The organism is Nostoc piscinale CENA21 (assembly GCF_001298445.1).
Lineage (GTDB): Bacteria > Cyanobacteriota > Cyanobacteriia > Cyanobacteriales > Nostocaceae > Nostoc_B > Nostoc_B piscinale_A.
The window spans coordinates 1,375,924-1,400,701 of sequence record NZ_CP012036.1 but is presented as its reverse complement, the minus strand read 5'-3'; the positions used below and the strand labels follow the sequence as shown (position 1 = coordinate 1,400,701).

Here is a 24,778-nt window from a genome sequence, read left to right as displayed (position 1 = left end):
GGAATCTATAACAACAAAACCCATCTTGAGAAATTGTCTCAAAGACGGGTTAGTTAATTGGAAACAGTACAATTAACGTGATAATTTTACATAAATTTCAATAATTAGTATCATCAAGTTATTTGCTGTTTGTCAAAGTTTCACATTTAGGATTTACGCATAAAGATTGTCTGTTAAGAATGGGTGTAAGGGTATGAGGGTTGAAGAGTGTATGAATACTTACCTCCTGACACCCCTATACCCTTTCATCCTTCCCCAAACTCTTGATTTTTCGTCTTATTGCGTACTCCTAGGCTTATAAGGTAGGCAACTGAAAGCGGAAATGAAAATGTCCACCCTACACCTAAAATCTAAAATCCAAAATATTATTAGCACCACTGAATTTTAAGGAAAACTCTTGAGTGTTGTCGCTATTTGATGCGGATGTTTGGGGTTGTTCTTCTTGAACTTCTTGAGCTAACCATTGCTCCATATTACCCCCACGAATTTCGGTTTTTTGTTTACCTACAACCTCAAGGTAAGTTAAGTCTTTAATTTTGCCCAAGCAATTAGTTGCTACAGATTTATCCACAGATGATACTTCTTGTTGTTGCGTTCTACTTGGGGAAGAGTTTTCTTTGAGCAACCTGTTATAAGTGCGATAAGGAATGTAATGTAATGGGTTGTAACCAGCCACACGCAGCATTAACACACATGCCCAAGAGTACTTACCAGCCAGAATTGCTTCTACTATTTGGTCAAATTGTTGGGGATTGATACCTTTATTAAAGTTACTGACGCTAGTTATGTTGTGATTCATAGTGTTAATTGCACTGGGGAATTAGGTGTTACAGGTAGTCAATGATTAATCAATAGTTGTTGCAGTTGTATGTTGTAACAACTACCCTCTAAATTTATGTTTAGTTTTATCTATAAACCTGTGGAGAATGACTAAATAGAGCCGTGAAAGCTGCTTCATTCTTTGTACTGAGGTTAGAACTGCATGTGTTCTGATGGTGATGTCCATGAGCTTGACTTTGGAGTAGAAAGTTAACTGTATTTCATGTAGTAGTTAGTTACTTTTCAACCTTTGGTAATGTCATTTTAATGACTATAAAAGTCTGGTTTGGCTCTTGGTAGATGCAGTTTTTCCTCTATTTTGCTTCTCAATACTTAGTTTAATCTACTGCCCTGATAATTTTACCGTATAATCTTTCGCTTTAGTTTTTCTAACAAAACTTTATGAAAAGGCTATAGTTTTCCCTGAGAACATCAAAGTTATTGAGCAAAAAAATTAATAGCTACTTTAGTATTTATACTACGTTTTTTCCTAAATGTCATCTTCTCAATTAAAACTTTACCAGTGAAAAATACGGAATTTTTTTGATGTCTCCATTTGTATTATCTAAGTTTTAGTATTGTCACGGATTCGCTGTTTGCTGAGGGGTTTGACCCCTCATTTATTGTTCATTAGAAACTTTTATTTGGTTCAAATTCATATAGAAATTTACCATTAACTTGTCTAATAAACAATCACTAAATATCGTAATTCCGAGAGCATTATCAATTACAAAGTAATTTCATGTATTTGGTGTTGTTAAAAATATTTTTAACAAAATATAAATTTCATCCGGAATCGTGAATAGGAATTACGCACCACAATTATGTGTGGGGATTGGGTGAAGGGGTATAGGTCAGTAAAATCAGTCTGGGGCTATACAAACAAAGCTTGCCTAGCCTATCGCCTTCAAGTTATTCCCGCCTAGAACTAAAGTTCCAGGCTCATAGCCAAAGTCCACTCAAGTGGACTGGAATACATTTTTCATATATTGCACCAAGCGACTGAAGTCGCGGCTACACGAACAAAACCCGCCTGCGCGGGTTCAAAACCCTTGATTTGATATTAGTCCGTCTAAGCGGACTTAGTTTTTATAGCAGCGAATTCCAACTGGACTGTATTGATTAATCAAGACCTTTAGTTGCCATCAAATTTTGATGGGTGCTTTGTTCAACTAACATACCTTGGTTAAGAACTAGGATGTGGTCGGTGTGGCGCAGACTAGAAAGCCGATGGGAGATGATAAAGGTAGTGTGGTGCTGGTTCAAACGAGCTAATTTTTGGTACAAACAACGCTCAGATTCAGAGTCTAGACCGCTAGTAGCTTCGTCTAGAATTAAAATTTTGGGGTTGCTCATTAAAGCACGAGCAAGAGCAATTTTTTTGTTTTTGTCCACCAGAAAGCCGCAAACCCCTTTCCCCGACTGGGGTGTTGTAGCCTAAAGGTAGTTCGCGGATGAAACTGTGAGCTTCGGCTAATTTGGCTGCGGCGATCGCTTTTTCATGATTCAAATCTGGATTATACAAGGTAATATTTTCTAAAATCGTGCCGGAAAACAAAAAGTTATCCTGTGGGACAAAACCTATTTGACTGCGTAACGATTGCGGCGATACCGTACTAATATCGATGCCATCAATTAAAATCCGCCCACTTTCGGGACGATATAAACCAGCCAGTAAATTGACTAAAGTACTTTTACCGCAACCACTCTGACCAATTATCCCGATGGTTTGTCCTGGTTTGACACGAAACGAGACATTTTGCAAAGTCTGACGCTGGTCATCAGGATGATAACGGAAAAATACATTCTCAAACTGTACTTCACCGCGAATTGTCGGCATTACCTGTAAAGGTTTTTGGGAATTTTCTTCTGCCTGAAAATCTAAGACATCGTTAACTCGCTCTACGGCTGTGAATACTGCGGGTAATTCATCCCATAACTCTACCAACGCCAACACAGGATTAATCACATTACTCATCAGCATATTAAATGCCACCAATTTACCCAATGACATATCCCCAGTGATGACTAGTTGCAACCCACACCATAAAACAACTGTTGTCGCAACGTGACTAACTAAATTCCGCAGCATTTGTAAGACATTGGCTAACTTCTGTCCCCGTAACCGTGCCTTGAGCATTTTTAGTAATCGCTTTTGCCAATATGTCTGCACTGAAGCTTCGGCGGCGGCGGTTTTGACGGTGACAATTCCTGTAATGATTTCCCCTGCGGCAGAATTTTGGCTGGCTGATGTTTGCAAAACTTCCCGCGATATCTGCTTGAGGAATGAATTTGCGCCTACAGTCAACATCACAACGGGGATAATTCCACCAACAACTAATAATGTGAGTTGCAAATTCAGATTAGCCATCACCCCAAAATAGACAAAAATCATCACCGCATCAATTGGACTAGTAATAGCGCGACGGGTGAAGAACTGTTGAATTTTGCGATTTTCGGGAATGCGGCTGAGAATGTCTTCGACTTGGCGAGTGGTAAAAAACTGCAATGGTAGCTGTAAGGTATGTTTGACGAAACCACCAATTAAATTAACATCGATGCGGCTGGCAAAATAATCGAGCAGATATTGTCGCTGTGCATTTAAAACAATACCCCAGACACCCAAGCATAAAAAGCCGAGTACAAAAGCATTTAATGTGGAAAAATTCTTCAGTAATAGTATTTGGTCGAGAACAACTTGAGTAAGTAGAGGAATTGCCAACCCAAATACTTGTATGACCAGAGAAACCAAAATAATGTATTGAATAAGTTGGCGATCGCGCTGTAATGTCTGCCAATAACGATGTAAGGAAAGTTTCTCGCTGTTGCGGCTGTGAAAGTTGGCTGTTGGATCTAATAAAAGTGCGTATCCTGTCCAATTTGCTTCAAAGTCTTGGCGCGACAGCCATTTTTTTCCCTTCGCTGGGTCAGCAATTAAAATGCGATCGCCTTGAATTTGCCAAACCACTATATAATGATTACCTTGCCAATGAGCAATCCAAGGATGAGTTTGCGACTCTAGCTTAGTTAAACTCGCCCGCACTTGTAACGCTGTGTAACCCAAGGTTTCGGCGGCTGTAGCTAAACCTGCTAAAGATGCGCCTGTACGGTCTATGGCTGTTAAGTTGCGTAAAGTATTGAGGCGGAAGCGTTTACCCCAATATTGGCTAATCATTGCTAAACAAGCCGCACCACAATCTGATGAACTTTGTTGCAAAATCAAGGGATATTTCCGCCTTGGTTTAGCTGTTGGCTGTTGGGGAAAATCAATTTCTGAGACTGGGGAAATTTCTGCTGGGGAAGAGTCTGGTTTAGGAAGTGGAATTTGGGTGACTGCGGAATGATCAACTCCCTGCGGGAGAGGGAACAGAGAACGGGCAACAGGGGAAAGTTCGTTTGTTTGTTGCCTATTCCCTGTTCCCTGTTCCTTGTTAATAACTGGGGCTGTTGGTTGTAGATTTTGACTAGTAAATATTTGGGCTGATTCCCACTGTTCAATCGGTAGCTGGTAAATCAACAAATCTGTCTCAGCAATTGCATCGGGAGATGCCACATCAGGATATCCCCAGCTATCGCCAATTAAGAGTGAGGTTGTTCCTCCGGCTAACCAAAAACGTCCTGTATTGGCTGGTGTGGCTGTATTTAAAGATGCGCCAGCCGGAATTTTGTTAGTAATTATATAAGGTAAAAATTGCCGTAAACTGACACTGTTGAGCGATCGCAATTCTGTATAACTTTTAAAGAATATCAGTGCTTGACGCTCGACTGCTAACTTTTGCCAATGCTTTTCAAGATTTGGTAAGCGTTGCAACCACAGTTGTAAATCGGCAATTGTAATTTGCGCTACAAAACCCGGACTAGCACCAATGGCACGGTATGATAAAGGGCGATCGCAAAACAAATGATCTGCGCCAAATGTTTGTTCTGCTAATAACAACTGTGGAGAAACTTCCCTGCCCAAAGTCTCATCAAAACTCAACAAGCGCACTCTACCTTGACATACCAAGTAAAAAAAAATTGCTGTTACCTGATGTAGCTGTATTCTCAAGGTATTTAGTTAAATCATCACCTAGTTGAAATTCCTGAATTGTCCACAACTGAATAAATTCTGCTGCTAAATCTGTATCCCCAGTAACTAAGTTCAAAAGTTTAATAATGATTACTGCTAAAATATTAGACTGCTTTTGTTGACTTAATTTTAGTTCTCCCTGAACTCTGGACGAAGAAGCGGGGTTCATGATTTACTTGCTGTTCTTGGTGTAAGTTTTTTGATGTAAATTAATGATAATTTTTTGGGTTATACATAGCAATTTATCAATGATTGTTATATCAATTTTCGCACTTAATTAATTTTTTTTTATTTTAAACATGGGCTATTTTTTATTACTAATTGAGCAAATAAAAGGTGAGGATTATTTTGATTTATTTCTGAAATATGTTAGCGATTATTCAATTTTTCCTGAGTATTACTTACATTTTCTGTTAATTTGTGCAACACCCGGAAAATAAAATGACATTCTGTACAAGTCATATTTGTGCAGGAAACACAGTACTGTCCAAGACAGGAATATTAAGCCAGCTACAGTTTTTGTAATGTAACTAAAGTTACTGTTTTGTTAGGGCGATCGCTTGTTCATGCACCACATCGCTGATTTAGCTGCTTTGATGAGTGAAGTTGTGTAGAATACATCAACTTCATCAGAGCGATCGCATCATTAATCAATGGCATTGATAAAATCTAGTGTATTTACTTAAAGCATTTATTATGATGTTAATATGTTGTAAGTAGATTTAAAGGATTGATTTAAAAATCATAAATAAAAATAGACCAGTAAATAAAAAGCCCAAAATCTCACACAAACGGTCGAATTAGAGTAGAATATCAGGTAACTAACTTAAAATAACAAATTTGGGGCTGAATAAAGCCTGAAATAGCTAATAAATCAGGATTTACAGTGTTTTATACATTTTAGTATGAGACTAAAGTACTAATTTTTTCTGAATTTAAGCGTTCGAGCTTATTCTGCAACAAATTTCATTCGCTGATATAACAATCTGTCAAGTCATGGTCAGCAACTTTATAATTTCGTAATATTTTTTACACTGATATTTAGTAATGATACTGTATTAAAATCCCTTTTTTTATACAATGCTTTTGTTGGTGGTTTCTACGGTTGTTAAAACTTGAAATTCGGAATGTTTGACGCTGTTTAAATTCTTGGAGTAGTTGGATCATCAGATTCTACACAGCACTTCTTGCAAAAGTTGTAATTTGCGTGCTTCTATTAAGATTTTTGCGCTTATCCTCCGGGAAAGCCCACAGGGGAATGCACGAGGCGAAAAAGTATTGATGTAAGAAGATGAAAGTAGATTTTGTGTCCACAAAAAGTTGTTGGAACAAAGCCTATGCAAGTGAAACAAACTAAAAGCAAGAGAAGACGAGGCGTTATATTAACTCCTACTGGACTACAACGTTTGCAAGAAGCGATTGTATCTTGGGAGATGGCTAGAAAAAAAGGCGATCGCCTAACCCTACAGGAACTCAGCACACAGATTAGTATCTCGACAAAAACTCTCAGTCGATTATGGTCTTTGAGTAAAGCTGTAGATCAAAAAACTCTCAAACTATGTTTTAGTGCATTTAACCTCAAATTAAATGAAGCAGATTATGCTGTTTCGAGTGTAGAAGATGAAAGCGAAATCTTGGAATTTCTACCCAGAAATTCATACACAAAACTAGAAAACTCGCCTCGGCTTTCTACTTACGAAATCGAAAGTCGTTGGTCTTATCCGGATGGCCCTGTAGCGTTAGACTCGCCCTTATATATCGAGCGTCCACCTATAGAACAACTAGCTTATCGAGAAATTACTCGACCAGGCTGCGTAATTCGGATTCGCTCTCCCAGACAGATGGGAAAAACTTCTTTAGTACTACGTATTTTAGCTTTTGCTCAGAGACAAGGATACCACACTGTTAATATCAATTGTTATCAAATTGATGATTCTTGTTTAACCAATTTAAACAAGCTTTTGCGTTGTCTTTGTTGGCAAATTGCTCAACAATTAGACATTGAGCCGAACCTAGATGAAATGTGGGATGAAGAAGTTGGCTATAAGTTAGTTTGTAGTTTTTACTTGCAAAAGTATCTTTTTAAACAGATTGATAATCCCATATTGCTGGTTTTAAGTGATATTGATCGCTTTTTTGAGTGTCCTCACATTGCTCAGGAATTTTTCGCTTTGTTGCGTTCTTGGTGTGAAGAAGCCAGACAAAATTATGGTTGGCAGAAATTAAGATTAGTAGTGGTATACTCCACAGAACAATATATTTCTTTAGATATTAACCGTTCACCATTTAATATCGGTATACCTCTACATCTGAGTGAATTTACACAGTCCCAAGTAGACGAGTTAGCGAGTAGATACGAGTTAAACTGGAGAGTCGGTCAAGAATCTGCGGAATTAATGTCTTTGGTTGGGGGTCATCCAGCCTTAATTCAACTAGCCTTATTTCATCTGGTTTCTGGCAAGATGACTCTTAAAGAGTTGATTCAAGAAGCAATAGTTAATGGTGGTATCTACCGCCATCACTTGTGGCGACACTGGTTAAAACTCCAAGCCTATCCTCATCTGATCAAGATATATGCTGAACTTGTCGAAGCCAAACTCGGTCTAGTGATTGATCCTGTGGATGCTTATAAGCTCGAAAATCTAGGATTGATTTGTTTTGATGGCGATCGCATCTTACCGCGATGCAAACTCTACCGCGCTTACTTTCAAAAACAACTATCTATTATTGTCTAATACTGTTTTGATATCAAACTTCTGCAATCAACTCTTACCTAGTTACTATCTCATTGATCAAGTATCAACTTTGTGAAATCAATTTTCACAGCACTTTAAATTACTGAATAACAATAACATTTATCAAGTGGTGCGTTAGTCTGGAGTCATAACACACCCTTGTGTATTACCAATCTATAAACTTGTCATCACTTGAGTTAATTCATTCGCTAAATCGATATTTGATGGCTGGAATTTTTTAAATAGCACTCCAGCCAAGAAATAATAATCTCCAGAGTAAAATGCCTTATGATGTTTCTTTAATTCTTCTATATGTTTTTTAACTTTTGGCTCCGAGCTATAGTAACCAAACTGCAAAGGTAAAACCACAAATTTATTTACGCTGTAGCCGTTTTCTTGTGCTGTTTTAATAGTACTAATAGGATTGGAATAGCTAGAAACTAAAACCAAAACATTTTCATAATCCAAAGATAACAACTCGTTGGTAATCGCTGCTCCATCTATACCGCCAAATAATAACGGCATATAGATATCATCATCTGGAGCTGGCAGATATGGTGGATTAGCTACAAGATAATTGGCTTGAGGTTTATCAGCATCAAATAAACAAGAATTATGAATAACATATTTACTAGTCAGATTATATTCATCTATGGTTAAATTTGCAGCTTTACAGGCTGATTTATTCAGTTCATAGCCTTGAATTAATCCTTCAAACTTATTTCGCAGTAGTGAGTTGATTACTGGGCTGCCATCACCAGAACCAAATTCCACAATCGAGGTCGGATTTTGGCAATCTCTCATTACAAAATTTTCTAAACAGTTGGAATAGAAATTAGATTCTTCCGGACAGAAAAATATGTCTTTCATTTGATGGTAATACTTCCTGAAAGTAGAGTATTGAATTGGGCTGTAGTTAGTAATTTGTCACTACAGTAAAATCAAGTTAGCAAAAACTTAAAAATGCGATTTTTTGCTTGGTAAGTTATTTTGTAGGAAAAGTTGCTTGTTCGGCTGCTCGAATAGATTTGACAACAGCACAAGCAGCGCGATCGCCCATGAGTTTCTCTTGGTCGTATCCTAGTAGTAATTCCCACGCATCATGGGGATACTGCTCGGCTAAAGGTAACGCCACACTATCTAACATCCATTGGCCGTGGCGTTCATCTTCGCGGATGTGCAGTTCCCAATAACCCATTGCTGCATCTGAAAGTTTCAATCTTTGTGCTGCTGCTAAATAATTTTTGTAAGCTGCTGGGCCTGCTACTTCAAAATAAGTTAACGCACCACTATAACGGAGGAAATAACGTTTGCGTTCGGTGGTTAAAAAGTTTTGATTCGCGCAAGCTAACACTTCCCAAGGTACTAAATCAAAGTAACCTTCTGGTTCGGTATTCATCTCAAACTCAGTTAACATTTGGGCAAAAAATGTTGAGTGCTTGCGAGATAAGCGCCCATTGCCATATTCTTCTAAAAATACCCGCACCAAAGTACATTGCACCTCGTTGGCTGTACCGCCTAAAATCCGCGATAAACGACTACCTTCTACTAAACCATCAAATGAAGCGATCGCCAGTAAATGACGATAGCCAATTTCACTCATTTGTTCACGAATGTAGCGGCTTTCTGGTGATAATGGCGGATTTAAGTCAGCCGTAGCGCGTGCAATTAATGCTTGTTTGACATCTAATTTTTGTAATGCTGGCACATCAATTTGCGCTAATTCCCAAGCTTGCCAAGCAAGTTCAATTTGATTACGGCAACAACTTAAATAAAGCGATCGCTCATTTGTATAATGGCGTAAATCGTCATACCAAAATAACTTTAGGCGATTAATCCAATATAAAATTCTTTGCAGAAATAAATGCGCGCGATTATCCCCATTACCATTTTGATAAGCTGCTACAATTGCCGCAAAGAGTGTTTGTTCAAATTCTTTAACTTTCGCTGATACTTGATGTAATTGATTGTCTAAATCATCTATTGCTAGTAATTCTAAAAATACCTGTTCAGCTTGGTAATAATCATTAGCTGACCTTGCTTCAACCTCTAAATTAGGTAATCTCAATAAATTGCTCTGCATGGAATCTTAGATAACTTTTTTCCAGAGTGGATATAATTCCATCTCTAATATCTAAAATTCCACAATTCAGCCTACTTAACCTCTTTCGGTAGTTATAAACAAATATTAACTCTAGAGACACAGAATTACAGATTTCTAATTTTATTGTCGTATACTCCTTGGTAAGCGACTTTTGAGTGCTTTATTGAAAGCTGCTTTTCATGCAATGATCAAATTCCATCGATTTTATCGTGATTTAGACTTGTCATAATTTCCTTGGGGGACTAGGAGTACAGACTATATTTCGCCCACTTTCAGATAGATACAATACAATTGCGCGGATGAGGTATATCTGAGGGTAGGTATTTTTTGAGAACATTTTTTCTATATTCAAGCTAAATCGACAAACTTAAAAATATAGATAAGCTATTGGACATTTAACTAGCATATTTTTGATTTAGAAGAAAACGGTTAATTATTACTTTGATGATTATAAATCGCTGTAGTTGTGAGCTTTTTGGAAAAAAGAATCAATTATGTTTAATTTAAAATTATTTTCTACTAGTTTAGTGGCGATCGCTTTATCTCTAGCCACTGGTTGTACAACCACTCCTCAGCAAAATCAGAACACATCTGAAGCTCCATCTGGGACAACACAACCAGTACAGCAAGCTGAGACTCCATCACCAACTACAACAGAACAAAATAATCTGAGTTCTTCAGACAGACAGTTTATCAATGAAGCCGCGCAAGGTGGTTTAGCAGAAGTCCAACTAGGACAACTAGCATCACAACGTGCAGCTAACAATGCTGTAAAACAATTTGGACTGCGTATGGTGCAAGACCATACACAGGTAAACAATCAACTCAAACAGTTAGCTGCTCGAAAAGATGTAAAATTACCAACTACTCTCAACAGAGAAAATCAGCAACTCCAGCAACGCTTATCTAAGCTTTCTGGTGCTAACTTTGACCGCGAATATATGACTCACATGGTTCAAGATCATCAGAAGGATGTTTCTGCATTTCAAACTGAAGCAAAACAGGGGCAAGATGCAGATGTGAAAGCATTTGCCACCCAAACACTACCAACCCTTCAAGAACATTTGCAACAGGCTCGTTCTATTGTTAATGCTGGTGCTAATACGGGAACTTCGACTAGTAGCCCTAGTCCGACTAATGCACGGTAATTCGTCATTAACCGGACTTACACATTTTTGAGTCAGGAATCAGCTTCAGACCCATTGTAAAACTCTCATCTTGGTGTTTCGGCTGGGGAATTGAACTGTTCCGGTGGCAAGTGTTCCAAAGGAATTAAGGTTTCCATGACTGATTTGACAATTGGTGCAGCCACAGTAGAACCATAAGCGTTTTCACCCTTTGGCTCATCAACAATTGCCAAAATTACATAGCGGGGAGATTCCACAGGCAAAACTGCAACAAAACTGGTGATTCTCGCACCAGGGATATAGCCACCATTCGGACTAGCCTTTTGGGCTGTACCTGTTTTACCACCAATGCGGTATCCTGCTATTTTGGAAGGTTTACCAGTACCTTCAGAAACAACGGTTTCCATCATTTCCACAACTTGTTGGGTGGTTTTAGCGGAAAAAATTTGCCTTGGTGCGGGAAGTGTGGGTGAATAGTGCATTTTGCCATTGCTATCAACTAGTCCGCGAACTACATGGGGTGTGACTAATTTACCGCCATTAGCTAAAGCGCCGTGCAGTTGTACTAGTTGGAGGGGAGTGAGTGAAAAACCTTGTCCAAAGGAGGCGGTTGCTGGTTCAATGGGTGAAGCAATAAATCTGGCTTGGCTTTTCAGGGAACCACTCACGCCAAAAGGTAAATCTGTTTCTAATGATTGTCCTAAACCCAGACGTTCTAACCAAGTGTAGTAGACCGAGGGGCGCATTTTTTGAATGATTTGCACCATCCCGATATTGCTGGAATGCTGCAAAATTTGCGCTATGCTAATCCGCCCATAACCATTATTTTCTGCATTTTTAATAAACCGATCGCCAACTTTCAGCGAACCAGGATCATTAAAGGTATCATTTGGTTGAATCACTCCATTTTCTAATGCGATCGCGACATTTAATGGTTTAAAAGTTGACCCTGGCTCGTAAAGATCCGCTACCGTCCAGTTTTTAAATAAGTCAATTTTCGCCTTACCATACTCATTCGGGTCATAAGTCGGCTGCGACACCAGTGCAAGTAAAGAACCATCTAAGGCATCCATGACAATGACAGCCCCACGTTTAGCGCGGAATTTATCTACCTGGGCTTTTAGCGCCAAGCGAGCCGCCCTTTGTAAGCGTGTATCAATTGTGAGTTGCAATTTTAAGTCATCAGCATGAAGAAAACCTTCCGGCGCATTATCTGGCTTTAATTCACCTCTCCCAGACTGCATTAACCGTACCTTCTGCACAGAACGTTCTAGCAGTTTTTCTTGACTATATTCCACACCAGCTTGACCGCGACGCTCTAAATCTACATAGCCCACTACATCAGATGTGACATCGGCTTGCGGATATAAGCGCGAATATTTGGGCATGAATTCTAAGCCATTTAAGCGCAGAGCAATCACCCTATTGGTAATTTCTTCGGGTAGCGCCGGCATCAAGATAATCCCACTTTTGCGACTTTGAAAAGTGTTCACTAACTCCGCCGCATCTTTATCAATGATTGGTGCTAACTTTTGGGCGATTTCTTCATTAGACTTATCAAATAATTTGGGATGGGCATAAACAGTATATACAGGGCGGTCAACCGCCAAAACATTATTATTGCGATCGATTACTAAACGACGCGGCATAAACGTCCGCAAACTCACAATTTGTTGATTGCGTGCCTTCTGGGTGAGTTTTTTGCCTTGGAGAATTTGTAAATTATATAAGTTAAAAGCTAAACCTAATGCTGAAAATATTAAAATAGCCCAAACCGTTAACAGTCGGACTTTGCTGCTTTGTACAGGTTCTGGGGTTTTAGGTGTGAGTTTCTCCAGAAACCTTTGTCGGGAAACTTTCTGCCGCTTTTTAACTGATAGATTGCGAGAATTTCTAAATTTTAATCTACTGGATGACTTTTGCATCGGCTTCGTCCTTTGTTAAGTGTCATTTGTCTTTGAGAAATGACCAATGACTATTGCCTTTAATATCCTAATGGTGAAGAAGTTGGCTGTTGTACGGGAGAATTTGGTCTTGTATTTGATAGCGCAGAATTAGCCGTATCAGGTGCTGAAGGTAAGAAAATTGTTTTATCTGGCGTGGGGGATACTAATCCTGCACTTGGTTTTTCTGCTTCTTCTGCCATTTTGTTTTTTAACATAGCGTTGGTTGTGGTTAATTGTCGCTCGTTACGTTGGAGATTTTGCAAGCGGCGGAACTCTTGATTCCACCGTTCTTGAGAATAAACTGTCCAACCATAAACAACCAGTGCCACTGCAACTAATAAAAACGTCACCACAGATGAGTAACGATGAACAGTGTATAACCGTAACAGCCAATTTGGTAAAACTTCTGCAATCGGCACATGAGAGACTTTGGATGCCGTTAATTCTGGTGATCCTTTTGTTGTAGGAACCGATAAATTTTTGGCATTTCGTCGCCGATGTTTCGGCGATACCACTGGAGATTGCCCTGATAGTGGAGATACACTGCTGATGACGGAACCCCGAACAGGGGAGCGCCTTCTTGACACAGTTGGTTTAGAATTGCGTCCAAACCAAGTATTAGTTGCAGACACAGCCGATTTACGAACAGCAGCCATAAAATTTTTTGGGATAGGAAATACTGTATTTTAGTCTGTTTATGGAATTTTGCTCAGGTTAAAATAGCCTTTTCTGGGATTTGCATGAGTATAGCGTTAACTGTCAACTATCTTTGAAATGTTTTTGAGATATGACAATCCGTTGAGAAGTCGCACAAATATTGGTTTCTTACTTCTTGTTCTCTGTCTCCATCATCAAAGATTAGCCATTGGATCACTTGACATTTTAAGTAGTGCATCTGAGTATGGCAAGACAAGATAAAAAACAAGCCACTGATTGCGATCGCCTGCTCATCATTTGATATCTTCATCAGTCTGCGGCATCATAACTCAAACATCAATAATCAGTCCTAGGTAAGTTTTTCAATATCTCCGAGACAGGTATTGCAACAATTCGCAATAAATTAGGTTATCTTAGTCAAAAGGCACAAACATTTGATGGCCATAATTGGTGAAAGAGGAGTTATGAAAACAAAAATATTTGGTTTAGCTCTAATGTTAAGTTTGGCGGCAGTTTTAGGAGCATGTGAGGGTGGTAATACACCTAATACGACAACCTCACCAGCCGCTACAGGTGAACCCTCCGATACTGGGACTACTGCTCCTACAGTTTCTCCTATTGCTACTCCCACTGCTACTACTACTCCCACTGCAAGCCCTACTACAACACCCTAGTTCTTGGTCTGAAGTTTTGTTTCCAAACAAGCACTTGGTCTTGCAGTTTACGAAAATTGCTTGAGTGCTTGGGTAGCAAAAAAGAATCAGAGTATTCTTCAGAAAGTGACTACCCAACTCAAGCCCAATTTATACATCTGTTAAGCTAAAACATAACAGTAAATGGACACTGGTAATGTCGGTCAATGCCACAACCAAGTGTCCATTTAAATTTTTGGCTCAATCAGTATGACTTGAAGGTGATGCGATGGGGAAAGTGAAATCTCACAAGCGAATCATATTGGGGCTACTAAGTTTTATCTCTAGTGTGGGTGTATGGTTAATTAGCCATTGGGGATCAGCAGTTATGGCTTTACCACCTCCAGAAGATATCCCAGAAGAAATATTACGCACAGAAATAATTTTAGATGCGCGATCGCCCATAGATGGCAAACCCATCAGTGCTACTGAGTATGCAGAACTACAAGCACAACTCCAAAAAGTTCCGCCACCAAAATTAAGCACCAATCTACGGCAAACTCTCTTTTTGCTGCGGATACGTAATGCTTTGCTTCAGTTATTCCCATTTTTAGATTTGTAGAGATAGTAGAAGGCACTCTGGTAAAGCCGGAGAAGTCAAAAGTAAAAAACCAAAAGTCAAAAGTGTTCTTCATTTTTGACTTTTAACTTTTGCCTTTTGACCTTCGACTGCTACGCTTGCTATCTCACTGCTACCCCTTATCCCCTATGTCCCCATCTGATGTACTATAACGGTGGCAATAAATTGCAAATAAATGTAAAGAATAGATATACATATTAAAAAAGCCGGTTTAGTTAATCACTTTATTCAACATAGGTAGCTTCATGTCCATAGCCACGATCGCTCAGGAACAGGTTAACCGTATAGTTTGGAATCAGCATCACGATCCATTTGAAATACTTGGTTCTCATGCAGTAGAACAAAATGGTAAACAAGTGTGGGCTGTACGCGCTTATCTACCAAATGCCAGTGCAGCCTGGGTAGTTGTTCCCGAAGAACGTCAAGAGTACCCCATGCAGCCCGTACATCATCCCCATTTTTTTGAATGTACGATTGAAACCCCAGAACTTGCCAACTACCAGTTACGCATTCAAGAAGGAGAGCATGAGCGAGTTACCTATGACCCCTACGCTTTCCGTTCTCCGCGCATAACAGACTTTGACTTGCACTTATTTGCGGAAGGTAACCATCATCGAATTTACGAAAAACTTGGAGCGCATCCCACCGAAATCGACGGTGTAAAAGGTGTTTATTTTGCTGTTTGGGCTCCCAATGCGCGTAACGTTTCTATATTGGGAGATTTCAACCTTTGGGATGGACGCAAACATCAAATGCGTAAAGGCTCCACAGGGGTTTGGGAATTATTCATTCCTGAAATCGGGGTAGGGGAGCATTACAAATATGAAATCAAAAATATAGAAGGACACATTTACGAAAAATCTGATCCCTTCGCTTTTCAACAGGAACCCCGGCCAAAAACAGCATCCATCGTCACTAACTTAAATTCCTATCAATGGAATGATGAAGGCTGGATGGAAAAGCGTCGTCACACTGACCCCCTGACCCAACCCGTCTCTGTTTACGAATTACATTTGGGTTCTTGGCTACACGCTTCCAGTGCCGAACCGCCTAAATTACCCAATGGTGAAACTGAGCCTGTAGTGATTGTTTCGGAATTAAAGCCCGGTGCGCGATTTTTAACTTATCGGGAATTGGCAGACCGACTGATTCCCTATGTCAAAGATTTAGGCTATACCCATGTAGAACTATTACCCATTGCCGAGCATCCTTTTGATGGGTCTTGGGGTTATCAAGTTACTGGCTATTATGCACCTACTTCCCGGTTTGGCACTCCTGAAGATTTCATGTATTTTGTTGACCAATGTCACCAAAACGGCATTGGCGTAATTGTCGATTGGGTTCCTGGCCACTTCCCCAAAGATGGACATGGTTTAGCTTTCTTTGATGGTACTCACTTATACGAACACGCTGACCCCCGCAAAGGTGAACATAAAGAATGGGGTACGCTGGTATTTAATTACAACCGCAACGAAGTTAGAAATTTCTTAGTAGCAAATGCTTTGTTTTGGTTTGATAGATATCACATCGATGGCATTCGTGTAGATGCTGTAGCTTCGATGTTATATCTTGACTATTGCCGTAAAGAAGGTGAATGGGTAACTAATCAATACGGTGGTCGAGAAAACCTAGAAGCTGCGGATTTCTTACGTCAAGTAAATCACCTGATTTTTAGTTATTTTCCCGGTGTACTTTCCATTGCTGAAGAATCAACATCTTGGCCGATGGTGTCTTGGCCTACCTACACAGGCGGTTTAGGCTTTAACTTAAAGTGGAACATGGGTTGGATGCACGATATGTTGGATTACTTCAGCATGGACCCTTGGTTCCGCCAATTCCATCAAAATAACATCACCTTTAGTATGTGGTACAACCACAGCGAAAATTTTATGCTGGCGTTATCTCACGATGAAGTTGTGCATGGTAAGAGCAACATCATTGGTAAGATGCCTGGTGATCGATGGCAAAAGATGGCGAATGTGCGTTGTTTATTCACTTATATGTTTGCTCACCCAGGCAAGAAAACCATGTTTATGAGCATGGAATTTGGGCAATGGAGTGAGTGGAATGTTTGGGCTGATTTAGAGTGGCAATTGTTACAGTATGAGCCACATCAACAATTAAAACAATTTTTTAAAGAACTCAACCAACTCTACTGCTCTGAACCATCTTTGTATACCTTAGATTTTGCCAGAGAAGGGTTTGAGTGGATTGATTGTAGCGACAATCGTCACAGTGTGGTTTCCTTTATCCGCCGTGATAAAGATTCTGAGGATTTTGTAGTAGTAATTTGTAACTTCACACCCCAACCGCATTCTCATTACCGCATTGGTGTGCCAGTAAAAGGATTTTATACCGAGTTGTTTAATAGTGATGCCCGTCAGTATGGCGGCAGTAATATGGGCAACTTGGGCGGTAAATGGACAGATGATTGGTCAATGCACAATCGTCCTTATTCTTTAGATTTGTGTCTACCACCTTTGGGTGTGTTGATGTTCAAGTTAGATAAGGAAAAAACGGCTGCGGCTTTAGGTGCTTAATTTTGTCGGTGGGTAAAGTTCCAACTGTTTGATTTCAGAAATTTTCCGTTGGGACTGGGTGTAAGGGTGAAGGGGTGTATGTATCTAAAACCCTTACACTCCTTGACCCAATCTCCGCAGAAAATCTTTGTGGGTAAGTCCTGGGATTACTGGTTTTAAATAGAGAAATAGTTTGAGATGTTATGGATAAATTAAATACCTCAAAGCGATCGCTCTGAGATTTGGTATCATGTCGCAAGCTAAAATCCTCTATGAGACAATCTGCAAACTTCAGAGGGGAATATATGCCAGTCAAAAAAGGAGACATTGTTCGTGCTATCCGCGAAAAGCTAGAAAACAGCGTTGAAGCCACAGCCAGCGACACTCGTTTTCCGGCTTACTTGTTTGAGACTCAAGGTGAAGTTGTGGATATTAAAGGTGATTATGCCTTTGTGAAATTCGGACAAGTCCCAACACCAAATATTTGGTTGCGCTTAGACCAATTAGAACAATTTAAGTAGGCAGGAGGCAGGAGGCAGGAGGCAGTGGTTCGGCTACGCTCACCAATCGGAGGTAAAAGTCTGACTATGCCTAAATTCTTGCTTTTTAAACTTCCTTACCTATACTTCGACTGCTATATATAAAGGGTGGGCATTGCCCACCTTTTATAATTACTTCTGACTCCTGAGTCCTGAATTCTGTTGTCAGTTAAGTTGTATACTCGGCATTGATTTTCACGTAGTCATAACTTAAATCGCAACCCCAAGCTTTACCTGTACCATGACCATTACCAACGCTAACAGCAATAATTACGGGATTATCTAAGCGTTGAGTTTTGATAGTGCTAGGATAATCGGTGGCTGCTTGTTTTAAATATGCACTGGCGGCGGCGCGGTCAAATTGCAGAGGTTGACCATTTTCTAACAGTAAGAAATCTCCTAACTTAATTTGCAAGTTTTCTTGCTCAAAGGGTACACCTGCACGTCCAGCGGCGGCGGCGATGCGTCCCCAGTTGGGATCACGACCGAAAATTGCTGATTTAACTAAGGATGAACCCGCAATGGTTTTGGCGATTTGTCTGGCGGCGAGGTCATCATGAGTACCTGTAACTTGCACTTCAATGAGACAGGTTGCACCTTCACCATCTCGTGCGATCGCTTTGGCTAAATGCTGACATACTGCTGTTAGCATCGCCTCTAATTTCTCGGCTTCTGCACCCATCTCGGTAATTGCTGGGGTACGGGATTGACCATTTGCTAAGGCGATTAAACTATCGTTGGTGCTGGTGTCGCCATCTACGGTAATGGAATTAAAGCTTTTATCTGCGGCTCTACTCAACATTTGCTGCCAAAGATGAGGGGAAACAGCCGCATCACAAGTAACAAATGCCAGCATTGTTGCCATGTTGGGGTGAATCATCCCCGAACCCTTGGCAATCCCACCAATACGGACTGGGCGATCGCCTATAGTTGTTTCTAGGGCAATGGATTTTGTGACTAAATCTGTGGTAACAATTGCCCCAGCCGCCGCATCAGAACCTGTTTCTGAAAGACTTGCCACTAACTTAGGAATCCCACTGCGTAAGGCATCCATTTTGATGCGTTGACCAATTACACCAGTCGAGGCTAACAATATCAATTCGGTAGAGATATTTAATTCCTTGGCTAACAATTCCGCACTTTCCTCGGCATCACGCACACCTTGACTACCTGTGGCGGCGTTGGCTTGTCCGGCATTGCAGAGAATAGCACGGGCGCTGGTTTTAGCTTGCAAGCGTTGACGGCAATAATCTACACAGGCGGCTTTGACTTGAGATGTGGTAAATACACCAGCTGCGATCGCCTCCACATTCGATACTATCAAAGCTAAATCTGGCAATCCCGATGGCTTTAATCCTGCGGTGATTCCTGCGGCTCGATATCCTTTAGGAGCAGTCACACCACCAGTAATTTCTTGCCAGTCTGCCATTTTTCCGTTCCCCCACAAAATTAGCGGCCTGACTGGCGATTATACCAATAGTCAATAGTCAATTGTCATTCGTCATTAGTTATTTTTCCGACTCCCCAAATCCATTGAAAAAGGAGAGCCACTTGAGCAGCTCTCCAGATCATCAGGGTGCATCTACTTAACACAGCATATCATTTTTGCCATGAGGAGTATCACCCATTATTTGTTTTTTTGTATAAATATTGTTAAGAATTTACCCTTAGATTACTGAGACATAAAATTTTAAACGAAAATGGTAAATTTTATTACTAGTTTGTGTCACCTCGCAAAATGCACATTGGCTTTTATGATGAGCTTGAATGAGATATCATTTGTTTTCTAGGTTAAATAAGAGTTTTAGGAAAATCAATCGGGTATTTAAATGTTATGGTGATTGCAAAGTTTTAGGTGCTGCGTGGTGAGTTTTGAGGATAAACCCAACTAATTTAATACTTTGAGCAATCAATACTGTTATCACTGCCATCAATATAGCTATTCCAAATCAAGATTTCTTATGTGAGAGAAACATAACTTTATCATTAATAAATAAGGAGAGCAGCACAGGCAACTCTCCGAAGCATTAGGGTGAATCTACTAACCATAGAATAGCCTTTTAATTGTGAGGGCTATTACTGAGTAGATGGTATTTTTAGTAAATATCCTGTAAAGAAATTACTGAACTAAACCTGGGCAGAATGCTTGATTTGAGGGAATTGACTCCCGGTCATACTAGGCATTGAGCTTTTTATCTACCAGTTCGTTAGTTAATTTCGGATCAGCACGTTTGCTAGTCTTTTTCAGCACTTGCCCCACAAAGAAACCTTTGAGATTGGTGTTACCGTTGCGATATTTTTCCAGTTCTTTGGGGTTAGCCGCAATCACTTCATCAACAATTGGTTCTAGGACACTGGGGTCAGTGATTAACTCTTGACCAGCAAAAGCTTTTTCTGGAGTCACACCTTGGAGTAAATCTGGCAATTTTTCTTTAGCTTGGGCGTTGCTAATTTTGCCTTTTTCAATGCGGGTGATGACTTCAGCCAAGTTCGCCGGAGTTAAAGCAATATCAGAAATGCTGAGTTTTTGCTTGTTGAGATATGCAGCGATATCTTGAGTAATCCAGTTAGCTGCGGCTTTGGGGCTTGCGCCAGCTGCGATCGCTGCTTCAAAATATTCGGATACGTAACGCTCTTCTGTCAAGACTCGTGCATCATAAGCCGAAAGTCCTAATTCAGTTTCGTAGCGATGACGCTTTTGGGCTGGGAGTTCTGGTAGTTGGCTACGCCATGTTTCTAATTGACTATCAGAAACCTCAATAGGTGCTAAATCTGGTTCGGGGAAGTAACGGTAATCGCTGGAACCTTCCTTTGTCCGCATACTAATTGTGCGTTGTGAACTTTCTTCCCACAACCGCGTTTCTTGAATGATGCGTTCTCCGGCTTCAACAGCCTCAATTTGACGTTCAATTTCGTATTCAATCGCCCGTTGAATGGCGTTGAAGGAGTTCATATTTTTAATTTCTACCTTCGTCCCAAATTCTTTTTGTCCGACGGGACGTACAGAAATATTTACGTCACAACGCAACGATCCTTCTTGCATATTTCCATCACTCACACCGAGATAACGCAAAATTCGGCGGAGTTCTTGGGCGTATTCTGCGGCTTCTTGTCCCGAACGGATATCGGGTTCCGAGACAATTTCTACTAACGGTACACCTGCACGATTGTAGTCTACTAAAGAATAACTGGAACCAGACAGGCGATCGCTCCCCGCATGTACTAATTTACCTGCGTCTTCTTCCATGTGCAGACGGGTAATTCCAATGCGCTTCTGCACAGGATTACCATCAGCATCTACCATCTCAATTTCGATCCAACCATGTTCTGCAATGGGTAGGTCATATTGAGAAATTTGGTAATTTTTCGGTAAATCAGGATAAAAATACTGTTTACGGTCAAATTTGCTATATTTGGCGATTTGGCAATTCAATGCTAAACCTGCTTTAACTGCGTACTCTAGCACTTTTTCGTTGAGTACTGGTAAAACCCCTGGTAATCCCATACACACGGGGTCAATGTTAGTATTTGGATCAGCACCGAACGCCGTAGAGCTACTAGAGAAAATTTTGGTATTCGTACTGAGCTGACAATGGGTTTCTAGACCAATAATCGCTTCGTACTCAGTTTTGACTGGAGTAGCAGAAGTCATAAGATTTAAAGTTCGACCAATTTACACGTAGATTACTATTTTAGCTTTATATAGCAGTCCTCATGGAATGACAAACAAATCGACTCCCCACTCCATACTTCCTCTTCCCTGACTCAACCAATACTTGAGAAATCAAAACTATGCACTACTACCGACTTTGACTAGGCTAGATTTTCTTGACACAATTAATTATTTGTATGAATTTATACTGCTTTAAAACCAACAAAGTCAACAGCCTAGACAAGAACAACAAGGCAGATAAGAGTTTTGTTGAGTAAATAAATTTGGATAATTTATTTTTTTAGTACTTTTACAAAAAGTAAAGAAACTTTATGGAATGAAGTCAGCTTTGATTTATCAATCCCAAATGATTTAAAAACCTCTCTCCCTTGTCTACTTTGTCCCTCTTATCTATCTCAATTAGGACTGCTATATTCCATCCCATTAGCTTCCGCGTAACGCTGCATAAAGCGCATAAAGCGTTCCCAATGATCATCTTGTTCAATTTCAAATTGGCATTCTACCCGTTGTAATTCATCACCCTCATCACCACCAAAAATAAACCGAGTTGAAGAAGGCGTTACACTAATTTCACCTTCTTCATCAGTTAACAATAAGGAATTTAAAGATGGTTTTGTAAAACTATTAAAGCCTTCTAAAGCTTGTAATTGATTAAAAGTCATAGCGACGATGCGGTTCCCGGAAACTTTGCCACGTCGCAAACTCACATTGCTGAGTTCTTCAAAAATGCCTGCAAAAAACTGAATTGTGGGTGTGGTAGATGTCATGGAAAATGCCAAACTACAAGTTTATCTTGGAGAATAATATTGAGGGTTAATAACTGGTGATTGATAACCAGTCATTGGTATGTTATTAGGGACAGTGGGATTAATTATAGGTGATTGATAACCACTCATGGGCATTACCCCAGTAGTATTAGGTATGGGAGAACTAATGGCTGGGGATGGATAAGTATTTGTGGGGATATTGTTATTGATTGTATTTGCTGGGCTACTTTGACTGAGATTTTCGTAAGTAATCCGAGAAATGGAACTAATGAGTTTTTCGGCACGGGGGTCATTATTTGGGCGTTTGACCATCACAGAAATGATGTAACGCTTACCATTGGGAATATCAACTAAACCTGTATCTGCCAGCATTGTGCCGATATCGCCTGTTTTGTGGTAAATTCTTGCTCCTGCGCCTAAACCAGATGGTAGGAGATGATCTCTTTCGGTACGACGCATAATATCCAGCATGATATCGCGCGATCTCAGACTCACAAAGTTACCTTGATTCACCATTGCCATCAAGTTACCCAGTTCTTTGGGACTGGTGATGTTTGTACCTTGTAAATCTGGCAATTTATTTTTAATTACTGTTGTGGTTAATCCCCAACTGCGAAAACGTTGATTTAATGCGTCTATGCCTCCCAGTCGCGCAATCAGCATATTTGTGGCGGTGTTGTCGCTGATGGTAATCATTTTAGTAGCAACTTCCAACGCACTATACTGTGTCCCAATTGGTTTAAATTGGAAATTTCCAGAACCGCCTGCTACCATATCTTGCTGCATGGTCAGCATTTCATCTAAGCGGATTTTGCCTGCATCAACATCTTGAAAAAACGCTACCAAAATCGGGACTTTAATGGTGCTGGCGGCAGGAAAACCAACGGCAGCATTAATATCTACATAGCCACCATTATCTAAATCAACTAAGAAAATACCTGGTGTCAGGTCTGGGGTGGTGGCTGCCAAATTCTGCACAGCATTTTTGAGTGGAGTAATTTCTTGGGACAGGTATAAACCAGAAGTTGGCGCTACAGGATTAGGAGTGCTTTGTGGCTGAATTTGACCAGAATTATTAGTATTTGATGACACGGGCGAGTTGGAATTAATGCGAGTAGCTGGGTCGAGGGCTGATAGTACTGTACCAACGATCGCACCCATACCGACTCCCACAATTAACAACCGCAGGATATATAACATCGTTCTCGCCATTGGCTTTAGCCGTGTCTTTTTTGACACTCTTTTAGTTCCTTTGGGCTGTGGCGGCTTCTGTACCCGCACTGTTTTTACCTTAACAGTGTTGGGGTACGGGGGTGGAACATGAGCGGGTTTTCTGGGGATGGGTTTGACAGCCGTTGGCATCACTAGCCCTGGTCTTGGCCGGGGAACTCCGCCCATTGCGATCGCGCCTGATGCCAGTATTTGTTCTCTACCCACAGGACGTTGCTGTGGCTGGGGAACTTTTGCTTTTTTTGGTTGTGCTTTCGGAGCTTTGCGCGATCGCGGGCGGCCATTTGGGGGTTGTCGCCGCGAGAAAGCTCTTAGTTTGTCACTTGATTCTGTCACTGCTACTCCTTGTGACTCACTCGAATTTTTTCTTGCAGACTCCCGGCCTAAAACTGACTGTTCATACAGCTTAATGCTGAAATCAACTTTGACTACTCAGTAGTGTGTTTAGTTTAAGCCATATTATCTATTTTGAGGGAGATTCCGTATATATTAATCGATACATCATAAGTTTTCATCATCATTACGATTGTTTAGCACCCACTCTACTTGCCGAAAAATTCCCCGCAACATCGCCACTTCATTAGTTGTCAGTCGGGCGCGATTATATAGTTGGCGAAATTTCTCCATCCGACTCGCGGCTGTATGGGGATAGAGATAACCAATATCTAACAGTAGCGATTCTAATTGTTGGTAGTAAGCCTCTACCAGTTCAAAAGGTGCTAATTCTGTTTGTTGACTGATCTGGGGTTGGGCAATTTCCACTTGTTGCGCCAGTTCATAACAACAAATCCCGACAGCCGTAGCTAAATTTAATGAGGGATAAACCTCACTGGTAGGAATGCGAATAAATCGCTGGGCATAATTTAATTCTTCATTACTTAATCCTCGGTCTTCTCTGCCAAAAATCAACGCTGAGGGTTTGTCTGGTTCTTCGAGTAACCAAGGTAAGGCGCTGCTGGGTGTTTCTAACGGTGTTCCCCAATCACGCACACGCGCAGTAGTCGCGATCGCTCTGACGCATCCTTGCAAAGCCTCTGGTAAAGTTGGTATTACCACCGCAGATTCTAAAATATCTTTGGCGTGGACAGCCATTTTCATCGCTTCTGGCGATCGCGGGTCACATTGGGGGTTAACTAATATGAGGTTATGCAAACCAAAATTTTTCATCACACGAGCGATCGCACCCACATTAATTGGGCCAGCTGGTTCTACCAACACAATCCTGACCCCAGTTAATGCCATTTTCTATCTCTCCATATCTTTTACTTTGTGCATTTTACATAATTCACCATTCCAAGCTATGGAAAATTTCCAGGATAGC

Annotated in this window: 20 protein-coding genes; 6 read left to right on the top strand and 14 right to left on the bottom strand. The window is 40.5% G+C overall.

The genetic code is table 11. The features are described 5' to 3' along the window. Nucleotides 1–343: 343 nt before the first annotated feature. From ACX27_RS06185 to ACX27_RS35170, 4 genes are all read right to left on the bottom strand, one after another. Entirely contained in the window at nt 344–799 is a 456-nt protein-coding gene (locus ACX27_RS06185; protein ID WP_062289766.1) for a HetP family heterocyst commitment protein, read from the bottom strand. Between the two features lie 1,142 nt (nt 800–1,941). Then, nucleotides 1,942–2,175, bottom strand: coding sequence for a hypothetical protein (locus tag ACX27_RS35175; RefSeq protein WP_335337766.1), 234 nt, complete (start codon nt 2,173–2,175; stop codon nt 1,942–1,944). Further along, a complete protein-coding gene (locus tag ACX27_RS06180) occupies nt 2,135–4,798 on the bottom strand; it encodes a peptidase domain-containing ABC transporter (protein ID WP_335337765.1) in 2,664 nt (887 codons plus the stop codon). Before ACX27_RS06180 ends, ACX27_RS35175 begins: the two co-directional genes overlap by 41 nt. 10 nt (nt 4,799–4,808) lie before the next feature. After that, nucleotides 4,809–5,057: a hypothetical protein gene (locus tag ACX27_RS35170; RefSeq protein WP_335337764.1), complete on the bottom strand. Its 249-nt coding sequence runs from the start codon at nt 5,055–5,057 to the stop codon at nt 4,809–4,811. Between the two features lie 1,168 nt (nt 5,058–6,225). Here ACX27_RS35170 and ACX27_RS06175 point away from each other — a divergent pair. After that, the gene (locus ACX27_RS06175) at nt 6,226–7,623 is read left to right on the top strand and encodes an AAA-like domain-containing protein (RefSeq protein WP_062289763.1); all 1,398 of its coding nucleotides are present in this window, start codon (nt 6,226–6,228) and stop codon (nt 7,621–7,623) included. Between the two features lie 174 nt (nt 7,624–7,797). On the opposite strand, the gene ACX27_RS06170 is transcribed toward ACX27_RS06175, so the two are convergent. Continuing rightward, nucleotides 7,798–8,493, bottom strand: coding sequence for a class I SAM-dependent methyltransferase (locus tag ACX27_RS06170; RefSeq protein ID WP_062289760.1), 696 nt, complete (start codon nt 8,491–8,493; stop codon nt 7,798–7,800). Between the two features lie 115 nt (nt 8,494–8,608). Continuing rightward, nucleotides 8,609–9,706, bottom strand: coding sequence for an iron-containing redox enzyme family protein (locus tag ACX27_RS06165; RefSeq protein WP_062289758.1), 1,098 nt, complete (start codon nt 9,704–9,706; stop codon nt 8,609–8,611). Between the two features lie 515 nt (nt 9,707–10,221). Between ACX27_RS06165 and ACX27_RS06160 the strand changes: the two genes are divergently transcribed. Then, nucleotides 10,222–10,875 carry a DUF4142 domain-containing protein gene (locus ACX27_RS06160; RefSeq protein WP_235526525.1) on the top strand — a complete coding sequence of 218 codons (654 nt, stop codon included), beginning with the start codon at nt 10,222–10,224 and terminating at the stop codon, nt 10,873–10,875. Between the two features lie 65 nt (nt 10,876–10,940). Here ACX27_RS06160 and ACX27_RS06155 read toward each other — a convergent pair whose 3' ends face one another. The 3 genes from ACX27_RS06155 to ACX27_RS31565 all read right to left on the bottom strand — a co-directional run bounded on the left by ACX27_RS06155 (nt 10,941) and on the right by ACX27_RS31565 (nt 13,767). After that, a complete protein-coding gene (locus ACX27_RS06155; RefSeq protein ID WP_062289754.1) occupies nt 10,941–12,779 on the bottom strand; it encodes a peptidoglycan D,D-transpeptidase FtsI family protein in 1,839 nt (612 codons plus the stop codon). 59 nt (nt 12,780–12,838) lie between these two features. Next, nucleotides 12,839–13,456 carry a hypothetical protein gene (locus tag ACX27_RS06150; protein WP_062289753.1) on the bottom strand — a complete coding sequence of 206 codons (618 nt, stop codon included), beginning with the start codon at nt 13,454–13,456 and terminating at the stop codon, nt 12,839–12,841. A gap of 107 nt (nt 13,457–13,563) precedes the next feature. Beyond that, nucleotides 13,564–13,767, bottom strand: coding sequence for a hypothetical protein (locus tag ACX27_RS31565; protein ID WP_144427409.1), 204 nt, complete (start codon nt 13,765–13,767; stop codon nt 13,564–13,566). 154 nt (nt 13,768–13,921) lie between these two features. Between ACX27_RS31565 and ACX27_RS06145 the strand changes: the two genes are divergently transcribed. The 4 genes from ACX27_RS06145 (at nt 13,922) to ndhO (ending at nt 17,769) form a co-directional block, all read left to right on the top strand. Further along, complete coding sequence (locus ACX27_RS06145) at nt 13,922–14,131, top strand: hypothetical protein (RefSeq protein WP_062298184.1); 210 nt, start codon at nt 13,922–13,924, stop codon at nt 14,129–14,131. A gap of 247 nt (nt 14,132–14,378) precedes the next feature. Next, nucleotides 14,379–14,711 (top strand): type 2 periplasmic-binding domain-containing protein, encoded by a 333-nt coding sequence (locus ACX27_RS06140; RefSeq protein ID WP_062289751.1) that lies wholly within the window; start codon nt 14,379–14,381, stop codon nt 14,709–14,711. A gap of 263 nt (nt 14,712–14,974) precedes the next feature. Further along, on the top strand, nt 14,975–17,269 hold the full coding sequence (gene glgB, locus ACX27_RS06135; protein ID WP_200929917.1) for a 1,4-alpha-glucan branching enzyme: 2,295 nt from the start codon (nt 14,975–14,977) through the stop codon (nt 17,267–17,269). Nucleotides 17,270–17,553: 284 nt separating this feature from the next. Beyond that, entirely contained in the window at nt 17,554–17,769 is a 216-nt protein-coding gene (gene ndhO / locus ACX27_RS06130; protein WP_062289749.1) for an NAD(P)H-quinone oxidoreductase subunit O, read from the top strand. 187 nt (nt 17,770–17,956) lie between these two features. Here the strand turns inward: ndhO and argJ are convergent, their stop codons facing one another. From argJ to ACX27_RS06105, 5 genes are all read right to left on the bottom strand, one after another. Further along, nucleotides 17,957–19,216, bottom strand: coding sequence for a bifunctional ornithine acetyltransferase/N-acetylglutamate synthase (gene argJ, locus ACX27_RS06125; protein WP_062289746.1), 1,260 nt, complete (start codon nt 19,214–19,216; stop codon nt 17,957–17,959). A gap of 747 nt (nt 19,217–19,963) precedes the next feature. Continuing rightward, the gene (gatB, locus tag ACX27_RS06120) at nt 19,964–21,439 is read right to left on the bottom strand and encodes an Asp-tRNA(Asn)/Glu-tRNA(Gln) amidotransferase subunit GatB (protein WP_062289743.1); all 1,476 of its coding nucleotides are present in this window, start codon (nt 21,437–21,439) and stop codon (nt 19,964–19,966) included. 416 nt (nt 21,440–21,855) lie between these two features. After that, a complete protein-coding gene (gene psb28, locus ACX27_RS06115; RefSeq protein ID WP_062289740.1) occupies nt 21,856–22,227 on the bottom strand; it encodes a photosystem II reaction center protein Psb28 in 372 nt (123 codons plus the stop codon). 21 nt (nt 22,228–22,248) lie between these two features. Continuing rightward, entirely contained in the window at nt 22,249–23,793 is a 1,545-nt protein-coding gene (locus ACX27_RS06110) for a serine hydrolase (RefSeq protein WP_083468679.1), read from the bottom strand. 165 nt (nt 23,794–23,958) lie between these two features. Beyond that, on the bottom strand, nt 23,959–24,699 hold the full coding sequence (locus ACX27_RS06105) for an RNA methyltransferase (RefSeq protein ID WP_062289734.1): 741 nt from the start codon (nt 24,697–24,699) through the stop codon (nt 23,959–23,961). Nucleotides 24,700–24,778: the final 79 nt, after the last annotated feature.